The organism is Halalkalibacillus sediminis, from assembly GCF_002844535.1.
Taxonomy (GTDB): domain Bacteria; phylum Bacillota; class Bacilli; order Bacillales; family Alkalibacillaceae; genus Halalkalibacillus_A; species Halalkalibacillus_A sediminis.
Genome location: NZ_PJNH01000001.1, coordinates 1,078,438 through 1,096,703 on the forward strand (window position 1 = coordinate 1,078,438; position 18,266 = coordinate 1,096,703).

At 39.0% G+C, this 18,266-nt stretch carries 19 protein-coding genes and 2 other annotated features; of the genes, 2 read left to right on the forward strand and 17 right to left on the reverse strand.

Going from position 1 to position 18,266, the window contains the following annotated elements:
* Positions 1 to 73 precede the first annotated feature (73 nt).
* Complete coding sequence (gene sspI / locus CEY16_RS05745) at positions 74 to 286, forward strand: small acid-soluble spore protein SspI (RefSeq protein WP_101330985.1); 213 nt, start codon at positions 74 to 76, stop codon at positions 284 to 286.
* Between the two features lie 60 nt (positions 287 to 346).
* Here the strand turns inward: sspI and CEY16_RS05750 are convergent, their stop codons facing one another.
* From CEY16_RS05750 to CEY16_RS05765, 4 genes are all read right to left on the reverse strand, one after another.
* Positions 347 to 1,432, reverse strand: coding sequence for a M42 family metallopeptidase (locus CEY16_RS05750; protein ID WP_101330986.1), 1,086 nt, complete (start codon positions 1,430 to 1,432; stop codon positions 347 to 349).
* Between the two features lie 70 nt (positions 1,433 to 1,502).
* Entirely contained in the window at positions 1,503 to 1,991 is a 489-nt protein-coding gene (locus CEY16_RS05755) for a dUTP diphosphatase (RefSeq protein ID WP_101330987.1), read from the reverse strand.
* Between the two features lie 35 nt (positions 1,992 to 2,026).
* Positions 2,027 to 2,605 (reverse strand): TVP38/TMEM64 family protein, encoded by a 579-nt coding sequence (locus CEY16_RS05760; protein WP_101330988.1) that lies wholly within the window; start codon positions 2,603 to 2,605, stop codon positions 2,027 to 2,029.
* Between the two features lie 65 nt (positions 2,606 to 2,670).
* A complete protein-coding gene (locus CEY16_RS05765; RefSeq protein WP_101330989.1) occupies positions 2,671 to 2,922 on the reverse strand; it encodes a DUF1294 domain-containing protein in 252 nt (83 codons plus the stop codon).
* 139 nt (positions 2,923 to 3,061) lie between these two features.
* Here CEY16_RS05765 and CEY16_RS05770 point away from each other — a divergent pair, with 139 nt between their 5' ends.
* A complete protein-coding gene (locus tag CEY16_RS05770) occupies positions 3,062 to 3,997 on the forward strand; it encodes an NADP-dependent oxidoreductase (RefSeq protein ID WP_101330990.1) in 936 nt (311 codons plus the stop codon).
* A 181-nt stretch (positions 3,998 to 4,178) separates the two neighbouring features.
* On the opposite strand, the gene rplT is transcribed toward CEY16_RS05770, so the two are convergent.
* From rplT to polA, 13 genes are all read right to left on the reverse strand, one after another.
* The gene (gene rplT, locus CEY16_RS05775; protein WP_101330991.1) at positions 4,179 to 4,535 is read right to left on the reverse strand and encodes a 50S ribosomal protein L20; all 357 of its coding nucleotides are present in this window, start codon (positions 4,533 to 4,535) and stop codon (positions 4,179 to 4,181) included.
* A 48-nt stretch (positions 4,536 to 4,583) separates the two neighbouring features.
* Positions 4,584 to 4,781, reverse strand: a complete 198-nt coding sequence (gene rpmI / locus CEY16_RS05780; RefSeq protein WP_101330992.1) for a 50S ribosomal protein L35 — start codon at positions 4,779 to 4,781, stop codon at positions 4,584 to 4,586.
* A gap of 35 nt (positions 4,782 to 4,816) precedes the next feature.
* The gene (gene infC / locus CEY16_RS05785; protein WP_101330993.1) at positions 4,817 to 5,323 is read right to left on the reverse strand and encodes a translation initiation factor IF-3; all 507 of its coding nucleotides are present in this window, start codon (positions 5,321 to 5,323) and stop codon (positions 4,817 to 4,819) included.
* A gap of 68 nt (positions 5,324 to 5,391) precedes the next feature.
* Positions 5,392 to 5,545, reverse strand: a sequence feature (ribosomal protein L20 leader region).
* A 202-nt stretch (positions 5,546 to 5,747) separates the two neighbouring features.
* Positions 5,748 to 7,691 (reverse strand): threonine--tRNA ligase, encoded by a 1,944-nt coding sequence (gene thrS / locus CEY16_RS05790; RefSeq protein ID WP_101330994.1) that lies wholly within the window; start codon positions 7,689 to 7,691, stop codon positions 5,748 to 5,750.
* A 357-nt stretch (positions 7,692 to 8,048) separates the two neighbouring features.
* Positions 8,049 to 8,267, reverse strand: a binding site (T-box leader).
* Positions 8,268 to 8,318: 51 nt separating this feature from the next.
* Positions 8,319 to 9,110 carry a sporulation protein YtxC gene (gene ytxC / locus CEY16_RS05795; protein ID WP_238378780.1) on the reverse strand — a complete coding sequence of 264 codons (792 nt, stop codon included), beginning with the start codon at positions 9,108 to 9,110 and terminating at the stop codon, positions 8,319 to 8,321.
* A 179-nt stretch (positions 9,111 to 9,289) separates the two neighbouring features.
* The gene (dnaI, locus tag CEY16_RS05800) at positions 9,290 to 10,225 is read right to left on the reverse strand and encodes a primosomal protein DnaI (RefSeq protein WP_101330996.1); all 936 of its coding nucleotides are present in this window, start codon (positions 10,223 to 10,225) and stop codon (positions 9,290 to 9,292) included.
* Positions 10,226 to 10,230: 5 nt separating this feature from the next.
* The gene (locus CEY16_RS05805; protein WP_162297868.1) at positions 10,231 to 11,628 is read right to left on the reverse strand and encodes a replication initiation and membrane attachment family protein; all 1,398 of its coding nucleotides are present in this window, start codon (positions 11,626 to 11,628) and stop codon (positions 10,231 to 10,233) included.
* A 17-nt stretch (positions 11,629 to 11,645) separates the two neighbouring features.
* Positions 11,646 to 12,110, reverse strand: a complete 465-nt coding sequence (gene nrdR, locus CEY16_RS05810) for a transcriptional regulator NrdR (protein WP_101330998.1) — start codon at positions 12,108 to 12,110, stop codon at positions 11,646 to 11,648.
* 198 nt (positions 12,111 to 12,308) lie between these two features.
* Positions 12,309 to 13,331 carry a glyceraldehyde-3-phosphate dehydrogenase gene (locus CEY16_RS05815; RefSeq protein ID WP_101330999.1) on the reverse strand — a complete coding sequence of 341 codons (1,023 nt, stop codon included), beginning with the start codon at positions 13,329 to 13,331 and terminating at the stop codon, positions 12,309 to 12,311.
* Between the two features lie 104 nt (positions 13,332 to 13,435).
* Complete coding sequence (coaE, locus tag CEY16_RS05820) at positions 13,436 to 14,041, reverse strand: dephospho-CoA kinase (protein ID WP_101331000.1); 606 nt, start codon at positions 14,039 to 14,041, stop codon at positions 13,436 to 13,438.
* A 9-nt stretch (positions 14,042 to 14,050) separates the two neighbouring features.
* On the reverse strand, positions 14,051 to 14,683 hold the full coding sequence (ytaF, locus tag CEY16_RS05825) for a sporulation membrane protein YtaF (protein ID WP_162297869.1): 633 nt from the start codon (positions 14,681 to 14,683) through the stop codon (positions 14,051 to 14,053).
* Positions 14,684 to 14,742: 59 nt separating this feature from the next.
* Positions 14,743 to 15,576: a DNA-formamidopyrimidine glycosylase gene (gene mutM, locus CEY16_RS05830; protein WP_101331002.1), complete on the reverse strand. Its 834-nt coding sequence runs from the start codon at positions 15,574 to 15,576 to the stop codon at positions 14,743 to 14,745.
* 15 nt (positions 15,577 to 15,591) lie between these two features.
* Positions 15,592 to 18,243 (reverse strand): DNA polymerase I, encoded by a 2,652-nt coding sequence (polA, locus tag CEY16_RS05835; RefSeq protein ID WP_238378763.1) that lies wholly within the window; start codon positions 18,241 to 18,243, stop codon positions 15,592 to 15,594.
* Positions 18,244 to 18,266: the final 23 nt, after the last annotated feature.

An 18,266-nucleotide genomic window follows, 5' to 3' on the forward strand; every position in this document is an offset into this window, starting at 1 on the left:
TTTTTAAGTTAATCATACATAGTCTTCCTTCAATTGGTCAAACTAGAATCAAAATGCATATGAGGTGGTTTAAATGGATTTAAATTTACGTCAAGCAATTAGAAGTAATGTTGCAGGAAATAACGAAGAACAACTTGAGGCAACAATCATTGATGCGATCCAAAGTGGTGAAGAAAAGATGCTTCCAGGCTTAGGTGTGCTTTTTGAAATGATATGGGAGCAAGCTTCTGAAGAAGATAAAGATCAGATGCTAAACATGTTGCACGAAGAAGTTCAAAAGTTATAGATTTGGTACACCCCATTATTGGAAAAAGCCTTCGGAACAGTATCCGAAGGCTTTAATTATTTAGCTAAATGTTAACTTTTCAACTGTTTCACGGTCTAAACGCTTGATTACTTCAACCACTAATTTAACAGTGTTTTCGAAGTCATCACGGTGTAGCATAGCAGCGTGGGAGTGGATGTAACGAGTTGGAACAGTGATTGATAACGAAGGTACACCATTCGCTGTCAGGTGGATGTTACCTGAATCAGTTCCGCCTCCTGGCATCGATTCATATTGATATGGGATGCTTAATTCATCTGCTACGTCTAATACAAAATCACGGACACCTTTATGAGAAACCATCGACGCATCATAAAGGACGATCTGAGGTCCTTCACCCATCTTACTTGCTGCATCTTTATCAGCAACTCCTGGCATATCACCAGCAATACCTACGTCAACACCGAAACCGATATCTGGTTGCACCGCATGAGCTGAAGTACGAGCTCCACGCAATCCGATTTCTTCTTGAACTGTACCGACACCATATACCGTGTTAGGGTGACTCTGACCTTGAAGCTGCTTCAATACATCGATTGCGATTGCACAGCCAATACGGTTATCCCATGCTTTTGCTAGTAATAATTTTTCATTATTCATCACCGTGAAATCAAAGTAAGGAACAACAGAATCTCCTGGACGGACTCCGAATTCTGCCGCTTCTTCTTTGCTAGAAGCTCCGATATCAATGAACATATCTTTGATTTCAACTGGTTTCTTACGTGCTTCCGGAGACAAAATATGTGGAGGCTTCGATCCGATTACCCCAGTCACATCCCCTTTGCGTGTCATTAGAGTCACACGCTGAGCAAGCATGACTTGGTTCCACCAGCCACCGACTGTCTGAAAATACACAAATCCATTATCATCAATTCGAGTTACCATAAAGCCAACTTCATCCAAGTGACCAGCAACCATTACTCTTGGTCCATCCGCATCGCCAACTTTTTTCGCGATTAAACTTCCCAAACCATCGGTTGTCACCTCATCTGCATGAGGAGCTATGTACTTTTTCATTACCTCACGAGGTTCTTTTTCATTTCCAGGGATCCCTTTTGCGTCTGTAAGATCCTTTAGCATCGTTAATGTTTCATCTAATTTTGCCATTTGAATTCCTCCTTTTGGTATCGTTTACACAATTGATATTATAACTTTATTACGGAAAATTCACAAAAGTTTAATATCCTGAATGCTGCCTTTCATGATTTACTTGGTTTTTCTCCGCATAAGCTTTCATAATATTTTGTTCAGAAAAGTCAAGAATATAACCAAGTGAGAGATAAGTCGCCATCATATCCTGATAACCCTTACTTGTGGGATTATTTTTAAAAGAATAAATCGTTTCATATACGTTATGAAAAGCTTCTGTCAAATCAGTAAACGACTTCTTTGAGTACTGGCCAGGATCGAATCGAAAATTAAAGTCCAACCCTAAAGAAAGAATGAAGTGAAAACCATCTACATACTCTTCTAGAATGACTTCGCGTTTATTCGGTCCTTTCTTACTCCAATACTTAAAACATCTAGTTTCGTTGGCAAGTTCGCTGATTTCAACGACGAGCGCCAACGTTTTTTCTGAAATAACATCCTCACGATTCTGCGGAATGTTAGAAAGAATTTTTTCGTCTAACTCAGTTTGCATCTCATAAAGCTCGTCCCATTTCATCGAATCACCCTCCTTCGCCTATTATAACATCGGATTTATTTTTGTAGGTCAGGTTGAAAAAAATCTTCCCATTTCATGATGATTTCTTTTTTTCGGATGACATAAAAAAGTATCAGAATAGCAGCTAATAGGATGAGAGCGTATTCGATTTGTAAAGATTGGAACCATTGACCAAACGAAGTATATACCACAGCCAAAGGGAGGTTACTTACCAATGAAGCCTTGGCGTATTCTTTGAAGTTACGTGTCATTTCAATGATGCATAATGAGATCAAGTGAAAGTGAATGAATGGAATGATGCGTAAAAGCATTACTTGCGGCAAATTGAATGCCTGGTGCTTCCCGAAAATCTTCTCACGCATACGGTTGAATCGTTCGAATAAGTCAGGCATTTGTTTGATAAAAAAATAGAAAATAAGACTAGAGAGTGTAACCCCTATAAAAGAATAGATAGACCCGAATGTCATACCGAACATCAGACCGCCAGCAATACAAATAAATCCGACCGGGATAAAAAGGAACGGTCGGATAATATGAAAAAAGATAAATAATACTGGCGCGAAGTAAGGCGTTGTGTCCGCTGAACTATTCACCCATGTCATGACCTGCTCCATTTACAAACCCCTTCCGCTCGTCTTTCTAGATGTATATGACAAGAGACGAGCTATTATGACAGAGGTCAGAGCAGAAAAATCATCCAGATGATTGTGAGAATAGGTAGGCCGTATTTGAATTGTATGTGCTTCGTCTTATGGCGGAAGACCATCATTCCAAGCCACATTCCAGGAGCACCTCCAGAAATTGCTACCGCCCACAAGGTGCCTTCAGAAATACGCCATTGATGACGTTCTGCTTTACGTTTGTCGCGCCACATCATGATGAATCCTACGATGCTTGCGAAAAATACTAGAGAGAATAAATATATGTACATGATCTCACCTGTTTTCTAATAAATTCTATGGACTATTGTAGCATATCCTTTTTCTGTGAGCTGAATATTTTTTTAACGAGAGGTCAACACTTATAATTGCAGATGTGTTACGAAATCACATCATAAGAGGGTGAGAACAATGAAAGCAATCGTAATTGAACAATACGGTGGAAGAGATGAATTAAAAGAAGTAGAAATGGAACAACCCACACCAGCGGAAGGTCAGGTTGTCGTGAAGCAAAAGGCAAGTTCGATTAACCCGATTGACTGGAAGCTGCGTGAAGGATATTTACAGTCGATGGTACCTTTTGATTTCCCAATCATACTAGGATGGGACTCTGCAGGTATCATTGAAGAAGTTGCTGACGACGTTAAAGATTTCAAAGTGGGAGACGAGGTATTTGCACGTCCTGAACTGACCAATAAAGGAACGTATGCAGAGTATACCACAATTGATGCACACCTACTTGCGAAGAAACCTAATAATATAAGTTTCCAAGAGGCTGCCTCTGTTCCATTAACTGCGATGTCAGCGTGGCAATCTCTTTACGACTTCGGCAACATCCAAGAAGGAGACCGGGTCTTAATTCATGCTGGAGCTGGCGGTGTCGGAACTATGGCTATCCAATTAGCCAAAAATACTGGGGCTTATGTCGCAACCACAGCTAGCACGAAAAATGTAGAATTTTTAAAGTCATTAGGTGCAGATGAAGTTATTGATTATACTAAACAAAACTTTGATGAAGAGCTAACTAATTTTGATTTTGTGCTAGATACGCTCGGTGGAGATATTCAAGAAAAAAGTTATGAAGTATTAAAAGATGGTGGTGCATTAGCATCGCTTGCGGCACCTCCAGATGAAGATCTTGCATCCAAGAAAAATGTAAAAGCTGGTTTCGTATGGTTAGAGCCAAAAGGGGAACAGTTGAATAAAATTGCTAAATTATTAGCAGATGAAAAGGTTAAACCAGTCGTGGGACATTATTTCCCTCTATCAGAAGAAGGAATAAAAGAAGCGCATGCACTCAGTGAAACTCAACACGCAAAAGGAAAAATCGTAATCGAAATAGCATAATAAATGAATTCCATGTTCCTAATTAGAGGAGCATGGAATTTTTTATGTTCAATTTAATTCCTTCGATCTATAAAAGCACAATGTAACCTCTTTTTGACGTAGACTTCTCCTCTCTATCTCAACACCTTTTTCAAAAACAAAAAAACTCTCCCCGCCGTCGGAAAGAGTTTTTAAACTAAAATTATTTCAATGCTGATTTTGCTTGGTCGGCAATTGCTGTGAATGCTTGTTCATCATTTACAGCTAATTCAGCTAGCATTTTACGGTTAACGTCAACACCAGCAAGTTTCAAACCGTGCATTAGACGGCTGTAAGAAAGATCGTTCATACGAGCTGCAGCGTTGATACGTGCGATCCATAATTTACGGAATTCACGTTTCTTTTGTCTGCGGTCACGGTATGCATACTGACCTGACTTCATTACCTGCTGTTTTGCTGTTTTAAATAAAGTTCTTTTCGAACCATAATAACCTTTTGCTAATTTCAATATGCGTTTACGTCTTTTACGCGTAACTGTTCCACCTTTAACACGTGGCATTGGAATCCCTCCTAAATAAACTCGATGTTATGAAAAGTAAGCTCTAGCTTACTTGTATGGTAATAACTTCTTCAAACGACCTTCATCACCTTTAGAAACTAAACCAGATTTGCTTAAGCGACGCTTTTGCTTCTGAGTTTTGTTTCTGAATAAGTGACTAGTGAATGCGTGTGAACGCTTGTATTTTCCAGTTCCAGTTTTGCTGAAACGCTTCTGAGAACCTTTGTGCGTTTTCATTTTAGGCATAATAATTTCCTCCTCTAATGATTTTATTCTTCCGATTACTGCTTTTCATTCTTTGGAGCAAGCATTAAGAACATGCTACGGCCTTCCATCTTCGGTTTTGATTCGATGTCTGCCAAGTCTTTGCAGTTGTCCGCAAAACGATCAAGGACTTTTTTACCGAGATCCTTGTGTGTAATCGCACGTCCACGGAAACGAACAGAAACTTTGACTTTATCACCTTTAGTGAGAAATTTATGAGCATTACGCAATTTCGTATTAAAGTCATGTTCTTCGATTACTGGCGTCAGACGCACCTCTTTAACATTGATGATCTTCTGTTTTTTGCGTGCTTCTTTCTCTTTCTTCTGCTGCTCAAAACGATATTTACCGTAATCCATGATACGAGCAACAGGCGGTTTAGCTGTCGGAGCAACCAGAACTAAGTCTAGATTTGCATTTTCAGCAATATCCAATGCTTCGCTCTTTGTTTTTACTCCCAACTGATCGCCATTCGAATCAATTAGTCGAACTTCTTTAGCACGAATGCTTTCATTCACATTCATATCTTTGCTAATAGTGAGCCACCTCCACGAATTTCTTAAAAAATTAAGGCATTATCGACAAGATTTTTTACATAAAAAAAGTGTCGGTACACAGACGGCACCCACACGACATTTCGTTCATCATACGCACTACAATAGTGCGAAACTAATTAGAAAAATGCGAGACCTGCCAACTGCTTCATGCGCCGATCAGGTGAGAAGCGGGTGCTTCTACTTGTCATTAATAAGCCTTATTCAATTACCTTACCTAGTATATAAGGCAATCCTTTGATTGTCAAGAAAAAATTGGGCAGCCACGCTCCATGCGTAACGACCCAACAATTATAAATGTGATTACTAGCTTCGTCAAGCTCAACACGCACAGTCTTAATTATAACCTAAACACCGAATCCTTGCCCAACGGTTACTATTTCAACTTTCTCAGCTATTTCAAATTACGATTGCTGATTTCTTTGGCGATATCTACTGCGAATTTTTCTAATGATACAGTCTCACTGTCTTGTTCTCCATATTTGCGGACATTAACCGCTTCATCGTTCATTTCGTTGTCACCTAGAACAAGTGAATAAGGTATCTTTTGAGTCTGTGATTCACGTATTTTATATCCAAGTTTCTCTTCTCTAGTATCAAGCTCCACTCGTACGCCATTCTCGCGAAGTAGATCTTCTACTTTCTTTGAATATTCCATATGTGCATCCAATGATACAGGTATGATTCGAGCTTGAACCGGAGCTAACCATGTTGGGAATGCACCTTTATATTCCTCAATCAAGAAAGCTACGAAACGTTCCATTGTTCCAACTACACCACGGTGGATAACGACTGGGCGATGCTCTTTGCCATCTTCACCGATATACGTCAAGTCGAATCGCTCTGGTAAGTGGAAATCAAGTTGGACGGTAGACATTGTTTCGTCTTTTCCAAGTGCTGTCTTCACTTGAACATCTAATTTCGGACCGTAGAATGCTGCTTCTCCAGCCGCTTCTACATAGTCAACATCCATCTCTTCCATGGTATCTTTCAGAAGAGCTTCTGCTCTGTTCCACATTTCATCGTTATCAACGTATTTTTCCTTATCCTCAGGATCACGATACGAGAGACGGAAGTAATAATCTTCAATACCGAAATCCTTGTATACATTCTGTACCAAGCGTACTACTCGGATGAATTCTTCTTTCAATTGATCAGGACGAGCGAAAATGTGTGCGTCATTCAATGTCATACCTCTTACACGTTGAAGCCCAGCAAGTGCACCCGACATTTCATAACGGTGCATCTGACCAAGTTCTGCAATACGTACCGGAAGATTACGATAGCTGTGCAGCTGATTTTTATAAACCATCATATGATGCGGACAATTCATTGGGCGAAGAACTAAATCTTCGTTATCCATCGACATTTCAGGGAACATATCATCTTGATAATGATCCCAGTGACCACTTGTCTTATAAAGATCGACGCTCCCTAGTACAGGAGTATAAACGTGGTCATAACCTAAACGCTCCTCGATATCGACAATATAACGTTCGATCGTACGACGGATTGTTGCCCCTTTCGGAAGCCACATTGGTAGACCTTGACCAACTTTCTGGGAAATCGTGAAGATCTCTAGTTCTTTACCTAATTTACGGTGGTCACGTTCTTTTGCTTCTTCTAATAAATGCAAGTATTCTTCTAGCTGACCTTTTTTCTCGAATGCAGTTCCGTAGATACGCTGCAACATTTTGTTGTTGCTGTCTCCACGCCAATAAGCGCCTGAGATTGATAACAACTTGAACACTTTGATTTTACCTGTATGCGGAACATGAACTCCTCGGCATAGATCAAAAAATTCACCTTGTTCGTAGAAAGAAATGGCTTCACCTTCCGGAATATCATCGATTAATTCGAGTTTCAAATCATCACCAATTTCACGGTACTTTTGTTTCGCTTCTTCGCGAGAAAGTTCGAAACGCTTTATTTCATGTGCTTCATCAACGATTCTTTTCATTTCTTTTTCAATTTTCGGTAGATCTTCAGGAGTTATTGATTCTTCCATGTCTAAATCGTAATAGAAACCATCTTCAATAGTTGGACCGACTCCCAGTTTCACATCGGGATATAGACGTTTGATTGCTTGAGCCATCAAGTGTGCTGTAGAGTGTCTTAACACATCGATGCCTTCTTCGTCACGATAAGTGACAATCGCAATCTCTCCGTCTTTTTCTAAACCAGTTCGAAGATCGACCATTTCGCCGTTGAACTTCCCTGCAAGAGCTTGTTTTTTCAAACCGGAGCTGATCGATCCAGCAATATCTTCGGTTGTCGACCCTTTAGGAAACTCCTTAGTATTTCCATCTGGGAACGTAATTTGAATCATGTCTGCCATAGCTAAAACACTCCTTTTTAATTGGCGCTGCTGAAGTTTGTTGTTGCTTCTAACGAATCGCTTAGAAGCTTTCGTTTGTGACGACCTGGATGGTCTAATGACGGCGTTCGTTACAGGACGTAACGGACTTTAGCCGTCCCTAGGGGCTTGCCCTTTCCCTCAACTAATTTTTCCATCATTGTCATTCTGGAGAAATGGATTTTCGGACTGCGCTCATCCCTTAGGCGTCTCGGCTTCACGCGATTCTTCAGATTCATTGAAGTACGAATAGTACTGCCCCTATCTATCTTTTCAACAATGAACTTTAACAACACTTTTCTAAAATAATTGCAAATAAAAAACACTCATCCCTAAATTAATAGGGACGAGTGTATATACCCGTGGTTCCACCCTGATTCTGCATAATGATGCAGCTCTCAGTTCATCGATAACGCCGATGATACGTTGATTACTACTCTATTCATAATCAATGCTCTGAGGTGGTCAACAAATCTCCATACTTGAAAGCTTTCAGCCGCGGCTTTCTTCTCTGTAAAGCTGGTTTTAACTTGTCGTTGTCCTCTTCTTCGCATAGCTGTTTACATTTATTATGTACGTATTATATCGAGGACACTCCATAAAATCAAGTTATTCTTTTATTTTGTACGGAAATTGTTCGATTGGGAATAATTTAACCTTTTCTTGAAACACATTCAAAAGAAAGTAAACGAGGTGCATTTGCTCGTTAGCTGTATACAGATTCACTTCTTCAGGTGCTATAGATAAGAGACTGCTTAATACTTCTGGATACTCATGATCTAGTACATTGAATCTAAACTGATTATTAAAATGAGTAGGCTCAATGATTTGACCATTTCGGTCGTAGAAAACAGCTGACCCATCGAGATACACTGTGACTGAATCAATGGCCGGGGGTTCATTTTTTAAATACTGTCTGAGTTCATGCATCTTTTCTTGAAAATGAAGTTCATAGAGCCATTCCTCAATTCCGTAACCGACAATTTCTTTCCAGCTTTCTTCATGCTCAAAAAGCTCAGCATAAAGTCTTCCCATATCTACTTCTGAACGCTGCATATATCCATATAAAAAATAAATCAGGCGTTCATATAAGGAAAAGCGAAGACGGCTGTGTAGAAGTTTTGTCGTTTCGCAAATAGATGTGATGAAAGGAATGATTTGCTCCACTTCATCACGTTGATAGTAATAGGTATCCATAAGAATCTTTTCTGAAATTTTCGGGACATAACTTTCTAGGATGTATGGATAAATCAAATCAATCAGGCTCGTTTTTTTCAAGACATGGAAGTCTCTCAGTTGAACCGAATGACCCTTTAGAAAAACTTTGCCGTTGAATTCAGTATTCAACACGTAAAAATAAAATTGATTAGCTTCTTTCTCTGTAAGAAAATTAAAATTCATAACTCTCACACATCATCCCTCTTTCGTCATAACCGTATTACAGTTTATGAACAAAGAGTTGAAAAAATGAGAGCCTGGATGAAACAGTGAGAAAAACTTGGCTTATCGCCAAGTCCTAATGGCGAAAGCCTTTGTTTTTCACATATTAACCCTTTACAAAGTTAAACATTCTTAAAGTGTTATAAATCTCTGTGATTCAAGCCTTTAACTTCAATAGGCTGGCTCACTTGACGAATTCGTTCCATGATTCTCGCAGCTTTCAATTCATCGTATTCACCTTTTCCAGACCGAGCGAGATTATTCTTCAGTTCATCCAAATCATAATTAGAAGTAAAGAACACTGGCAATCGCTCCATCATACGGTACTGTAAGATTGCTCCCAACACTTCGTCCCTGAACCAAGGAGATAAAAATTCTGCACCAATATCATCAAGTACAAGCACAGATGCTTTCTTAAAACGATCAATTTTTTCATTGATTGTGGAATCAGAGATTGAGGCTTTAATTTCACGCACGAATTCCGGCATGTAAATGAAATAAGTATCGATTTTGAGCTGAGCGAGTTCATTAGCGAGTGCACCTAATAAGTAAGTTTTCCCCACACCGAAACTTCCGTGTAAGTAGAGCCCTTTTTGAGGTAGCTCATTTTGACTGTCAACGAAAAATTTACGTACTTGTGCTAGTGCTTGTTTCCGCTCGGGATCAGTCAAATCGACTTTATCAAAAGATGCTTCGTAAATTTCTTTCGGCATGTGCAAGCTTTTAATTAGTGAACGATGCTCATTTTGTGCAATTTGCTTTTCTTTTCGTGGGCATTCATGATAACTCAAGCGAATGCGTTGGTTCTCCACGATAGCATGTGGGACGAAGCCAGGTATGACATTGACACACTTATCTAATGATGCGCACTTTTCACAAGCTTTCGACTGGACGTCATATTCATAAAGTTTAATAAGTTGTTTTTCAACTTGTTCATTCGTGAGTTCTGGGTGCTGTTGCAATAACTGTTGGACATCACTTGATGCAAGCACCTCTTTTTTCACTTCTTGTAAAGATGACTGAAAGCTTTCATTACTTCTCATCCATTGTTTTAAAGCAGATTGTATTGGTTTCATTCGATTCACCCTTTATGATTCGATCGCGAAAAACTTTTGAAAAATTTCTCGAGCTCTTCTTGTTCCTTATCATCTTGAGGAGCAGAACGTTGCTGAGCTGGTTGCTGTGAAGTTTTCTTCTGATTCTTCTCTTCCTGATACCATTTAGGTAGGACTTCTTTTGATTTCTGCTGTTTATTATAACTCTGAGTTTTCTGTTGATTTTTTTGTTGCCATTTTTGATACATATTGTTTTCTTGTTTTGCTAGATCCATTGCTTCCTTCGCGGTTGTAATATGCGCACGACTCCAGTGTGCAGCAATTGTTTCAATATAATTTTTCGATAGTTTATTTCCGATTTTATTCAACACATAATGAACGAGTACATTCATCACGGGCTGTGACAGTCCGTGCTCCTCCATCATATCCGTCAGCATATTGACTTCTTTCATAGAAGCTTTGCCTGAAGAAGAATGATCTTCAAGGATTTCACGGTGAGTTACAGACTCGAAATGCTGAATGATCTGAGCCTCTTTTTCATTTGCAGGTTGTGGTTTAGTTTTTGAAGGTTGTTCTTTTAATGAAGTATTTTGAGTATCTTCGTTTTTTGTATATAGCCTTGGAGGAATACTACCATGTTTTTTGTAGTAGATATCCTTACACATATCGAGAAACTCTTTACGATCAAACTGTTGTTGTTCGTCCACTGCCCACAACACAGCTTTCTCTAACTCTAAGAAATCGACATCATAAATATGAGTCATTTTCTCTATGAACCGGATGTTGCCTGTTGATAAAATATTCTTCGGGTTCACTTTCTGTTGTTGAAGCATTTTATGAAGCCACTCAACCGGCAGCTTCGTTTCAACGACTAAAGTATCATCACTCGGTGCTTGTGTGGCCTGCTGCATCACCATTTCTGGTTTGATCGTGGTAAACACTTCATCGAAGCGTTTTGTCACTTCTTTTACATTAGTGGGACGAGAGGTTTTAATTAGTAACTTTCTCTTTAGTTGATTCAAATCCTCTTTACCTAAATGGTGTTCTAAGAGGACAGAAAGCATCGGATCTTCAAAGAAACCTTTGACTGAATAAGGTCGATTCAAATAGTAATAGAAAGTAGTGAAAGATCCTTCTTCCTTAAAAGATTTCAGAAGTCCAATCGCTTCGATTTTTTTACGAGCTTCATAGAAATCATCCAACGTCATATTTAAACGACTCATCATCTGATGGTGTGAAATCGATGATTGGCTCGGTTGAACGCTAGCCTCTTTCCACAACGATTGAAAAACAGCTACGCTTTTCATACCGATCAGTGGTTGATAAAGCATTGCAAGAACTAACTCCGCGTCTTCATTAAAAGCATCTTCTTGAAAGATTTTCATTCTATCATTAGGTAAAAGATGCTTCATTCGATCATTCATCGATTCCACCTCCCTCATTAATCATTTTTTGTCTTTTGAATCATATCGTTCAATTCCTTCATGAACACATTGATATCCTTGAACTGACGATAAACTGAAGCAAAGCGGACGTATGCAACTTCGTCTACTTCAGCTAACCTTTCCATCATGAGTTCTCCAATATCATGACTGTATATTTCTGAATTCCCTTGATTACGCAGGTCTTTTTCAACTTCAAAAGCCATTCGTTCAATTTCTTCAATAGAAACCGGACGTTTTTCACATGCTTTAATTAAGCCACGCTTAATCTTCTCGCGGTCAAAAGCTTCGCGAGTACCTTCTTTTTTCACGACAATCAATGGAATTTCCTCTACACGTTCAAAAGTAGTGAAACGGTAATTACACGTCTCACATTCCCTGCGTCGACGAATTGATCGACCTTCATCGACAGGGCGCGAGTCTAACACTTTTGTGCTTTTTGCATCGCAATTTGGGCATTTCATCTATTTTCACCCCGACTAATTTCTATCTTTATTCTTATAATTATAACAAACATCGACAACAAGCTGCTAGGCAAATCTTATAGATGTGTTATTTAAGAATACTTTCCAACTCTAAATAGTTAAGCATTATTATTCAACATTATAAAAAGGAGCGGAAATCTTTCTTAGATTTCCACCCCTTATATTTTTCAATATTATTTATATTTTAGAATAAGCAAGTTTTTTTCCAACGTATTTAGCTAAGTCGACCACACGGCATGAATAACCCCACTCATTATCGTACCAAGCGAGTACTTTGACTTTACGTTCACCAATGACCATCGTAGATAATCCGTCTACAATCGAGGAATATGGGCTAGTTGTATAGTCGATAGAAACAAGTGGCTCTTCATTGATTGCAAGAATACCGTTCATTTCACCTTCCATCGCTTGATAAAATGCTTGGTTTACTTCTTCTGCTGTTACATCTTTTTCTAAGTCAACGACTAGATCCACTAATGAAACGTTTGGAGTTGGGACACGTAAAGCTGTTCCGTGTAATTTCCCTTTTAAATCTGGGAGAACTTCATTGATAGCTTTTGCTGCACCAGTTGAAGTCGGAATGATTGATTGGGTACAACCACGTGCACGACGTAAATCCTTATGAGGATTATCTAAGTTCTTTTGATCATTCGTGAAAGCGTGAACAGTAGTCATCAAACCATTAACGATACCGAACTGATCGTTCAAGACCTTTGCTACCGGAGCTAAACAGTTCGTTGTACAAGAAGCGTTAGAAATAACATCATGTGCATCAGCATCATAATCTTCTTCATTAACTCCCATTACGATTGTTCCATCAATCTCTTTACCAGGTGCAGTAATGACAACTTTTTTCGCACCCGCTTCAATATGCCCTGAAGCTGATTCTTTAGTTTTAAATACACCTGTGGCTTCAATCACCACATCGACTTCAAGTGCTTCCCAAGGTAAATTTGCAGGCACTCGATCAGATACTTTTTGAATGAGTTGTCCATCTACAGTAATCGTTTCATCACTTGATTGAACTTCACCATCGTATATTCCATGTACAGAATCGTACTTGATTAAATGTGCTAAAGTATCTGCTGGGTAGCTCGCATTAATTGCAACGACTTCTACTTCTTCATCTTTCATAGCGCGGCGAAAAACCATGCGCCCTATACGGCCGAATCCATTGATTGCTATCTTTGTTTTCCCCATCAAAAAAACCTCCCAAATCCATTCGTGTTATACTTTTGTCTAAAAATCACAAAAACAGTATAACACATTAAACCTTGAAAGTGCTATCATTTTTAAAATTAATTCTAATCAATGTCGATTTCCCACTTTTTGAGGATATCTTTCAACTGCTGGTTACTTTCTTCAACCGTTCCACCGTTATCTATAATCGCATCAGCGCGTTCACGTTTTTCCTCGATCGAGATTTGTGACTTGATTCTTTCTGAAGCTTCTTTTTCTGTTGAGTTATCTCGTTCCATCAATCTTTCGAGCTGAACAGAAGGATTCACATAGACAACTAAAATCTTCTCAACATAATCAAATAGTTCACTTTCAAATAACAAAGGGATGTCCATTACGACGGCATCGACATCTTGATTAACATGATGGTCCCTTTGTTGCAACATTTCTTTTCGGATCTCGGGATGAATGATTCCATTCAGTTCCGTTCTTCGTTCTTCATTCTGGAAAACGATACTCCCCAATGCTTTTCGGTTAAGTGTTCCGTCCTCATATAATACATCTTCACCGAAAGCTTTGACGATTTTCTTATAAGCTTCCTCTCCTGGTTCGACAACCTTGCGAGCTATTTGATCTGCATCGACCACAGGGATATTCCACTCTTTAAACATTTCAGAAATCGTCGACTTACCTGTTGCTATACTTCCCGTCAGTCCAATTACTACTGTCACTATACTCACCTACTTTATGAAATTCCAGATTCCTATAAATATAAAAATAATGCCGGGTAAAAAAGATAAAGGTTGGACCCAAGAAACAGATCGAATCCATTTTCCAGTTTGATTCCCTAACGCGAGGAAAAACATAGAGCTGATACCAATCATGCTAGCAGCAACCATAAAAGGAAGTTCAGTGAACCCTACACCAATCCCACTTCCAAGGGAGTCCATAGATAAAGCTGTCGCTACAAAAAACGATTCCTTTCCGGTGATAGATCCAGAGTGGTCGACATCAGCTTTGTGAGGTTGTTTTAATATCAACCAAATCATTTTCAAATTCCATTGTTGACCTTTTGAAAGGGTGTATTGTTTCCACTTCGTCTTTTGTTCCTGAAGCCATTGCTTTAAAATCATACAACCGATGACGACAAAAATAACGCTGCCGATATACCTAGACACATGAGGCAAGATCGTCTCGATCAAGTCCCCCATACTATACCCTAGTATGAAACTGAGTCCAGTCATTAAGCCAATGATACCATAGGTTGACCCTCCTACGTGAATCGAACGGAGACTGTAGGTCAATCCAAAGAAATAACTATCGAAACTGACAGCAAAACTTAGTAGAATAAGTACTATTATTAACTCTTCCAAAAGAAAGCTCCTTCCATAAGCATTCAAACTATCTTATGAAAAGAGCTTTCTCTATGTGTTTATTCAATTATCGGCTGGCAATTGGGACAGAAATGAGTGCCTCTGCCACCCACTTTTATTTTCTCAATAATGGTTTCGCACATCTTACACGGTTCGGTTTCCTTCGCGTATACGGCCAGTTGTAGCTGGAACATACCTACTTCACCGAGTGAGTTCACATAAGAACGGACGGAAGAACCTCCTTGGTCCACTGCGTCTTGTAGAACTTTAACGATGAACCGTTGAAGCTCGACCGCTTCTTCCTCAGTTATTGTATTTGCCCTACGTTCAGGATGGATGTGACTCCAGAACAAAGCCTCATCTACATATATATTTCCTAGCCCTGTAACGATTGATTGATCAAGTAAAGCGGGTTTAATCATGCGAGTAGTCTTTTGCAATCTTTTGAAAAGATGCTCCGTCGTGAAGCTTTTATCAAATGGTTCTACTCCCAATTGATTGATCGGCTTAGAGTCATGCTCTTCACCTATTGCTTTGACATGCATCGTACCAAATTTTCGAACGTCTCTGTAACGTAATTCTTTTCCATTGTCTAATGAGAAAATGACATGTGTATGGGCATCAACTGGTTCTCCAGCTTCATAAATTCCATAACGACCTTCCATACGTAAATGTGAGATCATCACATCGTCTTCCAGGTAAAATAATAGAAATTTACCTAAGCGGTCGATTTTCTGAAACTGTTGATTAGTTATCCTATGTTTGAAGGCTTCAGTATCAGTCGGTTCCTTGATGATACCGGGATAATGAATTGTAATCGATTCGATTCGTTGCCCCTGGATGATCGGTTCTAATGTTCTTCTGACGGTTTCTACCTCTGGTAATTCTGGCAACGTTGTACATCCTTTCTATTTCGCATCATACCACGTGTCTCCATATGAGGCATCAACGACAAGCGGTACTTCCAGTTCAACAGCGTGCTCCATCGCATCTTGCACGAGTTGTTGTAATTGATCCACATCTTTTTTATCCACTTCAAAGATAAGTTCATCGTGAACCTGTAATAAAAGATTTGCCTTCAGACTAGACTCATTGAATTTATCCATTACATCAAGCATCGCTTTCTTGATTACATCAGCAGCACTTCCTTGTATTGGTGAATTCATTGCAGTTCTTTCAGCAAAACTGCGCTTATTAAAGTTTCTGCTTGTAATGTCTGGAAGGTATCTTCTCCGGTTCATAATTGTTTCTACATAACCATCGCGCTTTGCTTGCTGAACGATCTCATCCATATAATTTTTAACACCAGGATAACTTTCCAAGTACTTCTGTATAAATTGATCCGCTTCTTTTCTAGAAATCCCTAAGCTTTGGCTCAAACCATAATCACTGATTCCGTAAACGATACCGAAGTTTACGGCTTTGGCCTGTCTACGCATATTGGAATCCACCTCATCTGGCTTCACCTGGAAAACGTCCATTGCTGTCTGAGTATGGATATCCTTCTTATTGTTAAACGCATCAATCAATTTTTCATCTTTAGCAATATGAGCTAACACACGTAATTCAATTTGAGAGTAGTCAGCCGCGAAAATGACCCAATCTTTTTCAGATGGAATGAAGGCTTGTCTAATCTTTCTTCCTTCTTCCAAACGAATTGGGATGTTTTGTAAGTTAGGATCGATTGAACTTAACCTTCCTGTTTGAGTCAGGACCTGGTTAAACCTTGTATGAATCTTCCCTGTATCTTCATGGACAACTTTAAGTAAACCTTCAATATAAGTCGATTGAAGCTTTCCAAGTTGGCGATATAACAGAATTTGTTCAACGATTTCATGTTCGTTCTGTAATTTTTCAAGTACATCTGCAGAAGTGGAATATCCCGTTTTTGTTTTCTTGATTACAGGTAACTCCAAGTTTTCAAATAAAATTTTTCCTAACTGTTTTGGTGAATTGATATTGAATTGTTCACCAGCCAGTTCGTGAATCTTACTTTCAATGACACTCAAGCGCTCGTGAAGGTCCTCCTTCATTTCTTTCAGACGTTCGATATCCGCCATGACTCCTTGATGTTCCATATCCGCCAAAATTAGTGAAAGAGGTATTTCTAATTCATAATATAGCTGCTCTTGCTCGTTCTGCTCCAACTCTTTTTCCAGTTGTTCATACAACTTTTCTGCCATGATTCCTTTTCTGACAACATGTTCGGCAACAGTTTCTTCTTCAGGGACTTTTTGTTTGGCTCCTTTACCGTAAACCTCTTCATTGTAGGAAATGCTCGTCCAACCATACCCATGTGCCACTGCTGGAATATCATCATAGTTATTTGAAGGGTTAACGATGTAAGAAGCCAGCATAATATCGAAAACTACACCTTTGACTTCCAAGCCTCGCCATTTAAGAGCTACCTTCAGTTGTTTAAGCCCTGAGACAATCTTCTGACTTGATTCGTTTTCAATCCATGATTTGAAGGCGTCTGATGCTAAAGCAACATCTGTGGGAATAAAATAATTACCGTTTTCGTTACGGATCGCAAATCCTAATATATCACCCTCATGATAGTTTTCATCAAGCATTTCCATCATTAAATAATTCTTTTTTGAAAAAATGTCTTCATTCACTTCACGCATAATTTCATAATCGACGTCTTCATATTCAACCTCTTCTGTTTCTCCCTCAATACGTCCGATCAAGGAGTTGAAGCCATAGGTTTTAAAAAGTTCCAACACATCACGTGACTGATATCCTTCATAGTTTAAATCCTCGATCGAGATTTCAATCGGTGAATCCGTGTTGATCGTTACTAACTTTTTACTCATGAAAGCATCGTCTTTATGATTTTCTAGATTTTCTTTCAGTTTCTTACCTTTGACCTCATCTAAATGTTCATAGACCTCTTCCAGCGTACCGAATTGTTTAAGCAATTTGACAGCGGTTTTCTCACCCACTCCAGGAACACCTGGGATGTTATCAGATTTGTCACCCATCAATGCTTTTAAGTCGATGATTTGTTCTTTAGTAATTTCCATTTTTTCTTCAATATAAGCTGGTGTGTATTCCTCGATGTCTGTGATCCCTTTTCGTGTTAAAGCGACCGTTGTCTTATCTGAGGCAAGTTGTAACAAGTCTTTATCACCAGAATAAACTAGCACATTTTGCTTTTTAGAAGTTGCCTGTTTGGAAATCGTGCCGATGATATCGTCTGCTTCGTATTGACTAAGCTCATAGTGCTTAATTCCAAAAGCATCCAATAACTCCTTCACGACTGGAAATTGCTCTGATAATTCAGGTGGTGTCTTCTGTCTACCGCCTTTATATTCTTTATACGTTTCATGACGAAATGTCGTTTTTCCTGCATCAAAAGCAACCAGCATATGACTTGGCTGTTGTTCTTCAAGTATTTTCAATAAAATATTAGCGAACCCGTACGCGGCGTTTGTATGTACCCCTTGATCATTGCTCAATAAGGGTAACGCAAAAAAAGCTCGGTACAGTAAACTGTTTCCATCAACTAGAATGATATCGTCTGCCACAATTAAACACCTCTCGATTTGATTCATTTCTGTAATTATAACAGAAATTA